Source organism: Bacillus sp. JJ722 (genome assembly GCF_036963345.1).
Taxonomy (GTDB): domain Bacteria; phylum Bacillota; class Bacilli; order Bacillales; family DSM-1321; genus Bacillus_AD.
The window spans coordinates 7,812-14,673 of record NZ_JBALMO010000192.1; the positions used below are offsets into that span (position 1 = coordinate 7,812).

Sequence of the window (6,862 nt, forward strand, 5' to 3'; positions counted from 1 at the left end):
CATGTACCCGATGTCCCATGTCCCCCCCCTTTCGAATACTCACGGTTTATTCATATTCCTCTAGCAATATGAATATGCATTTCTTTAATGGGAGAATCAAACGCAGTTAAAATGAAATGTTGATAAGGGAGGATGTATTTTTGGTTGATTCCTATTCGGATGTAAAGAAGGATTTGATAAAAAAATTAAAAAGTAAATCTTCCGGCCTCCTGCCCTCTTTATCCGAAAACGATAAACAACGCATTCACTATATAAGAGAACAGACAAAACAACATAATCAAAACAATGTTACACGGACTCGGGCTTATTATAATTTTTATCTTGAGCGTCCAGAAATCCATTGGGCCCTCCTTGGGCATATGGTATCGAGGAACGTTGGCTGGAACATGACCGATTTAAAAGGGGATTTGCTGACAAAACTTCTGCCGGTAAGAGATCAGAAGGCGATTTATTCTTTTTTGGAACGCGGCAGCTGGTTGATTTTTCAGGATGTGTATCCCCAGTGTTTGATTTATGACCTAAGTGTGAAAGCCAACCAGGAAATGTTCCATCTTTTGCACTTTTTTCACATTTCCACCTTTATGGAAACGATGTGGCGCTATTTTTGGAACAGCGGGGATTCCTACACTCTTGCGATTGCAACTGTGATAAATGAACAAAGTTATTTGGAAAAAAGAGTGATCCAAAATGATCATTTTAAAAAAACCGTAACCGGTACGGTTAGCTTCAAGTTGTATGATTTTTTGCGTTTCAATCACATTCTTTTTCCATACTGTGCAGAGGGAAATAGGAAACAAGCCTTACTTGCCGGCGCTACCTCGCGCCATTTCACTTCGCTTCACGAACGAATTTTATTCGGAAAAAGATTGTATGCCCTCCTTTTTCAGCGTACAAATATTTCAGCAGGCATCTTGAAATGGGCGCACGATCATCCCCATACGGGTTCACGAAAAGATTATTGGCCCAATTTGTTTAACGATGTAAACGAATTTTTCCCCCGTTCCCTTTATAAACCTCGGGTCAAGAATTGTAAGTTGAGAAAAGGCGCTGCCGACCGGTTGTACAGCCCACTGTTAAAATACGCCTGGCCGAATACTTCTCATGAAGATGCGGAAAGCGGCGACTGGTTTGAGGATTGGCATGTTCTGGACTATATTAATAAGGAAGTCAATGTGAATGGAGATATATTCGAGAATTATTGCAAAACGCTTGAAACAATTGAGCTTGCGGTCATGGGAAAGGAAGCCCTTCTGTTACGGGAAGAGGAATAACCATCAACGTGCGGTGATTTTGACAGCTGTTCTACATATTTGCATTGATCGCTCCTTTCATTTTGACTTTTATTCCTCGAATTGTTGATTGTGTCATAACAGAAAGGGGGGAGTGTCAGGAAAATGCGCTTCCTGACGGTACCTCTGCACCCGTTAAGTGATATTATAATTCATAAATAATTAACTCCGTTAAAAAACGTTTCCTTTTCTAATCCCAATAATTAAAAATTACCTCTCCCACTGTTTCTGGTTTCCAAAATTTAATTTCATCTAATTCAGCACTATTTAAATTATTATCGTCTTGTAGACATCCTTTTTTGAACCATTTCTCATAGTTAGTGGAAGACTTAGTTCGCCTGTATGTAATACCTTGTAAAATGGGGTAAATTGCTCAGAAAAATTGGGTAAATCAATAAATCTAATGTTCCCGAATTCAACACTTGAACTAAAAGCAAGAAAAGGATAATGTTCATTAAGTAGAATATAAAAGTTCTTGTTAAACAAATGAACATATACACTATAAAAGTTCATTGGATATTCAGGTTCCTTAAAATCTACAATTTTCCCTCTACTGTGAATGACAATATCGTAACACAATTGTTTAAATTGCTGTCTATCAACTTTTGGAGGTTGATTTTCTACTGAATTACAGAATCCAGTTATTCCATTAGGAAGTATCATATTATATTCACCACCAATCCCAAATTAAATTTAGATAAATTTATGATTTTATAACCGTAATTATATATATGAAGTTTATCACACAAAGGCACCAAGTTTACTTATATTGATAATTAACATAAACATTACCTTTCTTCTTCAACTAACCTGCCCTTTAGCATTCCTGTAGATGGTTAATTTTCAGCTTTGAAATAAAAAGAGCCCCTCAGTAAGATATAAGAGTATAGATACCACTCTAATAACTCATCATCCTAAAGGAGGAAGCTCTACTATGAAGTTTAAAATGCAACAAAAACAAAATCAACTCATTCAACGAATTTCTGATCAACATCTAGTCGTCGGGGTAGATATTGGCCAACAAGTACACGTTGCTCGATCGGTAAATTTTCGAGGCATTGTGTTAGGAAAACCTATTTCCTTCGGCAATCACGAGGATGGTTTTAAAAGGTTATTACACTGGATTAATAATCTATTAAATGAGCATAGTTTGGATAAAATCATTGTCGGTATGGAACCGACTGGACATTACTGGTTGAACTTATCAAAGTGGTTAAAAGAACACAATATAGAAGTCGTTTTAGTCAATCCTCATCTAGTTAAAAAGAATAAAGAAAATCGAGATAACTCTCAATCTAAAAGTGATATAAAGGACGCCTTAGTTATCGCAGATATGGTCAAAAACGGATACTATGCTTTTACTCGTGCTAACTCGGAAACTTTTGAAAAACTTCGGATATATATGTCCAATCGTGATGTGGTTGTAAAACGATTGGTTACTACTAAAAATCAGCTCCATCGTTGGGTGGAAATCGTGTTTCCAGAGTTACAACAAGTGTTTAAAGATATTACTTTGAAAGGAGCCATTGCCACACTTCGCTCTTTTCCTACTCCAGGTGAATTGAGTGGACTACAACCAGAAGATATAGTTAACAAATGGAGATTAATAATGAAACGACACGCAGGCTTACCTAAGGCCCGTTTGCTTATAGACCTTGCCAAACGCTCTGTCGGTACTCAAATTGCAATTGAGGCCCATAAACTCCATCTTCAACAATTACTTGAAGAATATGATCTTGCCACAGCCCAACTTGAAGCAATTGAACAGGAAGTAACGGAAGTTCTAATGCAAATCTCTTGTGCAAAGAAAATGCTTGCCATTAAAGGGATTAGCCCTATAACACTAGCTGGTATTCTAGGAGAATCAGGTGATTTAAGTGGGTTTACTCATGGAAATGCGCTGTTACGTCATGCAGGACTGCATCTGGTTGAGGCAAGTTCAGGAAAATGGAAAGGTCAAATTGTACTTTCTAAACGAGGAAGATCACGTCTTCGACGATATCTCTTTATGGCAACAATCGCTTTAGTGATGAATAATGCTGAGTTCAAAGCCCTTCATGCCCTCAATGTTAAGGTAAAAAAACGAAAGAAGATCAAATCTATCATGAAATTGTGTGGTAAATTAGCCAGAATCTTAGTAGGAATGGCTCGTAATGGACTAGAATACACACCTGAAAAAGTATTTCCAATTACAGAACTAGCAGCATAAAACTATAAGATTAACAATTATAAAAGGTTAGCTATTTACGAAAATTGGCTTATTCGTAGGATTTCAAAGAAAGCACGGAGTACCGGATGTATGTCACAAAAGGGCATCGACCCGTTCCGTTAGCAAAACCGGCCTCCACCCCTTGGATAGGCGTGACGAAGGAATGAGAGGGCTAAGACCCGTTGAGACATGGGAGGGAAAGCTTCCAGGGGTTGTGTGGAGAATGCGTGCATGATACTGGTAGTATATGGGATTTTTTACTAATCCCTATTTCCTCATGCCCTTATTTAACAAAACTTGTCATGACTCTTAATATCTTTCCGTTATTACAATTCAAGTCAAAATGAAATCCTGCGAATAAGCGAGTATTCGTGAGAAAAACGTATTAAACTGAGGGAGTGACATAAGTATTGTTCTTTATTTTTAGTAACCCTTTTAATTTCTTTAATGCAATGGTAATATTTTGAAGTCGAAGAAAAAGAAATGTTCTTTATTAATGTTATGGCTATTTAAGGTCACAAAGAGTTGTCTTTAAAAGTAACAATTCGGTAGTATCAGTTCAAAGTTGAGTTGTTACAAACCAAATTCTGCGAAACATAATAATCGGCTTTAGAAGGTTTTGTAGGTCATGCTTAAGTTGTCTTGAAACAGGTGTTTTTAAAAAAGTAAGTTATACTCTCTTAGCTATTTCACGCTTGTAAGTGCAAAAAAAAGACTGGTATAAAACCAGCCTCTAATCAAACAATGCAAATCCTTCTTTAATGGCATATACTAGTCGTTTCTGTTTATCTTTATCACCAAACACGTTTGATTTTTGTAAGTCATCATAATCTTTTTCATTTCTAATTTGCCATGAAAAGTAATGACTGGAATAGCTAAGATAAAGCTGTCACTATAAATATCTTTCGTAATGTAACGTTTACATTGAATACATGTAAATGAAGTGAGAACTATTGATATTCCAATAGTTCTCACTTCAGAGTTAAGATAATTCTGATTTTTTTATACAAATACCATTTGTTCTAAAAACGGACGGTTTCTTTTACGCTAAGTATAACGGACTCTTAATACTTTTCACCACTCTCGATAGACGCGTAAATACTCATTATTTCTGATAAATCAACGGATACACCACTAAAACGTTGCTCATCGAAAATCACAAACGATTTTGTTTCAGGAAATGTGCTAAACTGCTTCTCAAGCGATGTTTTTGTCAACCTCATCTGCCTTGACTTGTTATTTCTACCATGGTGTTTCAGTTTTGTGTTCAATAACTTGTAATACTTTCGGTTCAATAGCTTTTAATAATTGTTCCTTTGAACGATTGTTTTTAGGAATTTCTCCATTTTGTTCAGCTTGAATTTGTCCTTCAACCTGTGTTTTTGCAATCACATCAATCACTTGTTGTTTAGAGACATTTTTAGATGCTGCAATCTCCACAACAGATTTACCATTTGACAATTCTTGTTTTAATTCTGTCGGGCTAATTTTTAGTAAAGAAAACAGTTTTTCATCGTTTAAAAAGGCATCAGCAGTATAATCAGGCTTACCATTTGTAGAGAAGAAACCTTCTACTTTAATGTTTGAAGGTGTAGGATCTCCACCAGTCAGAGAAACACTAATTGTATTGCCCTGAACAAATACCTGGTAGAACGGTGCTTCTGATCCCTTTTTGGTGTAATTCAACATCAATGTTTTTTGATCTGGGTTCTCCATATGCTCCATAGTAAACTCGTACTCTTCGATGTTCCCATACATTTTATCAATGAGATAATCTACCTTCGACTTGATTTCCTGATCGGTTAAAGTTATAAGTGGCTTCTCCTTAGGCTCCCAATTCTCTTGATTCACGTGTTCAATCTCACCCGTAGTACCGTTTGTATGAAGGGTAATTTTTTTGCCGATTCCTCCTTTTTCCTGCAGTGTGATGCTTGTTTGGACACCTTGAACGTAGCTTGCATCGATAATCTCAAACGATTTTGTTTCGGGAAATGCGCTATACAGCTTTTCAAGTGTTGCTTTGCCAACCTCATCCATCTTGACTTGTTCATCAGTCATTGGTGTTCTAGTAAGCATCTCAATCAGGGGAGGGCCCGCAAATGCTGCGGTTGGAATCAAAATCGCAGCAGCAATTATTCCACCAGTTAATCGTTTTTTCATGGTCATTTCGCTCCTTTTTCGTTGCAAATATTGAGAATAGGATTGTTCTATTCGTTTAGAAATAGCCGGGGGGCATTTCATAGTTTCTGCCTCTTTGTGTAAATGTTCACGGATTTTGCGTTCAATAGTCATTGATCTTTTCCATCCTTTCCTGAGGGAGATTCCATAAGTTTTTTCGAAGCGCCTGGAGTCCAGCATGATATCTGGACTTGACTGTACCCAGCGGGATATCGAGCAAAGTCGCAATTTCCTCAAGAGTATAGTCGTGAAAAAAGCGGAAGATAATCACTGTTCGCTGTTTGTTGGTCAATTTTTTAATTGCCTGCGATATCATTTGGTTCGTCTCATCCATCAACACAGTAGGTTGATCCCAATGAGACTCTTCCTGAGAGCAGGCACGGATGCGTTCAAAAATTCGGAATCTCCGCCAGCTCTTAACCCGAAATCTCTGCACTTGACGGATTACCAAGCCGTGTAGCCAAAATTGGAAAGGACGGTTCGTATCGTAGTTAGCTAGTGAGGTCCACATTTGCATATAGATCTCATTCATGATATCTTCCCGATCCTGCTGATGATACACCAGAAAGGAGACTGTCCGGTAGGTGTCATGATAGGTGGCTTCATACATCGTACGAAACGCCTGTTGATCACCATCTTTCATTTTTGTGAGTAATTGATACATATATTCACTTTGCATTCAAAGGGCCCTCCTAAGTAAGCAGCTTACACACTATATTGTCTCTATATCGGAAAAAGGTTCGGTTCTCTTCATATTTTTTTAAAACAGTTGAGTACAAGAGGCTCTCAGTCCAAAAAACCAGGAGTTCCACGACACATCATGGGTAAATTAGGATCGTATTCAAGACAAAATAAAGTAGCGGTTGCATCGAGGATTTTACTACACTTGAAAAAAGATTGGTATCGGTTGGTTTACGTCATGGAACAAATTCGCACACATCACTACACTGGAATGGATTTTATAAAATTAAAAACGAGTTAGAAGAACTACTCGATAAAAGCATATACAAACTATTACCAGGTGTAGAAGATTCAATATACACTAATGTAGATTAAACTATTTGAGGCATTTTTCACTTCTAAATCCTACGATACAATATCGTGATAAAGGATGTGGAAAATCCAAATATATAAAGGGTCTTACATATTTTACATGACTAATATGTAATAACCTTCACTTATTGAA

The 6,862-nt window shown here is 37.1% G+C and carries 6 protein-coding genes and 1 pseudogene; 3 read left to right on the forward strand and 4 right to left on the reverse strand.

The features are described from left to right. Positions 1 to 116: 116 nt before the first annotated feature. On the forward strand, positions 117 to 1,271 hold the full coding sequence (locus tag V7014_RS20345) for a DUF2515 family protein (RefSeq protein WP_335509745.1): 1,155 nt from the start codon (positions 117 to 119) through the stop codon (positions 1,269 to 1,271). A gap of 285 nt (positions 1,272 to 1,556) precedes the next feature. Here the strand turns inward: V7014_RS20345 and V7014_RS20350 are convergent, their stop codons facing one another. After that, complete coding sequence (locus tag V7014_RS20350; protein ID WP_335509747.1) at positions 1,557 to 1,952, reverse strand: hypothetical protein; 396 nt, start codon at positions 1,950 to 1,952, stop codon at positions 1,557 to 1,559. Between the two features lie 271 nt (positions 1,953 to 2,223). On the opposite strand from V7014_RS20350, the gene V7014_RS20355 reads away from it, so the two are divergent. After that, entirely contained in the window at positions 2,224 to 3,498 is a 1,275-nt protein-coding gene (locus tag V7014_RS20355) for an IS110 family transposase (protein ID WP_335509749.1), read from the forward strand. A gap of 1,064 nt (positions 3,499 to 4,562) precedes the next feature. Here V7014_RS20355 and V7014_RS20360 read toward each other — a convergent pair. From V7014_RS20360 to V7014_RS20370, 3 genes are read right to left on the reverse strand one after another with little or no spacing between them, the layout of a single operon-like run. After that, on the reverse strand, positions 4,563 to 4,715 hold the full coding sequence (locus tag V7014_RS20360) for a hypothetical protein (protein ID WP_335509751.1): 153 nt from the start codon (positions 4,713 to 4,715) through the stop codon (positions 4,563 to 4,565). Positions 4,716 to 4,740: 25 nt separating this feature from the next. Beyond that, entirely contained in the window at positions 4,741 to 5,790 is a 1,050-nt protein-coding gene (locus tag V7014_RS20365) for a hypothetical protein (protein ID WP_335509753.1), read from the reverse strand. Further along, a complete protein-coding gene (locus V7014_RS20370; RefSeq protein WP_335509755.1) occupies positions 5,780 to 6,355 on the reverse strand; it encodes a sigma-70 family RNA polymerase sigma factor in 576 nt (191 codons plus the stop codon). Before V7014_RS20370 ends, V7014_RS20365 begins: the two co-directional genes overlap by 11 nt. Positions 6,356 to 6,546: 191 nt before the next feature. On the opposite strand from V7014_RS20370, the pseudogene V7014_RS20375 reads away from it, so the two are divergent. After that, positions 6,547 to 6,732 (forward strand): annotated as a pseudogene (locus V7014_RS20375) (HD domain-containing protein); the annotation flags it as partial. Positions 6,733 to 6,862: the final 130 nt, after the last annotated feature.

Excerpts from the sequence above, each read along its gene's own strand:
- V7014_RS20350 (WP_335509747.1), bottom strand. The coding sequence starts at position 1,952 with ATGATACTTCCTAATGGAATAACTGGATTCTGTAATTCAGTAGAAAAT.
- V7014_RS20355 (WP_335509749.1), top strand. The coding sequence starts at position 2,224 with ATGAAGTTTAAAATGCAACAAAAACAAAATCAACTCATTCAACGAATT.
- V7014_RS20370 (WP_335509755.1), bottom strand. The coding sequence starts at position 6,355 with ATGCAAAGTGAATATATGTATCAATTACTCACAAAAATGAAAGATGGT.
- V7014_RS20345 (WP_335509745.1), top strand. The coding sequence starts at position 117 with ATGTTGATAAGGGAGGATGTATTTTTGGTTGATTCCTATTCGGATGTA.
- V7014_RS20365 (WP_335509753.1), bottom strand. The coding sequence starts at position 5,790 with ATGACTATTGAACGCAAAATCCGTGAACATTTACACAAAGAGGCAGAA.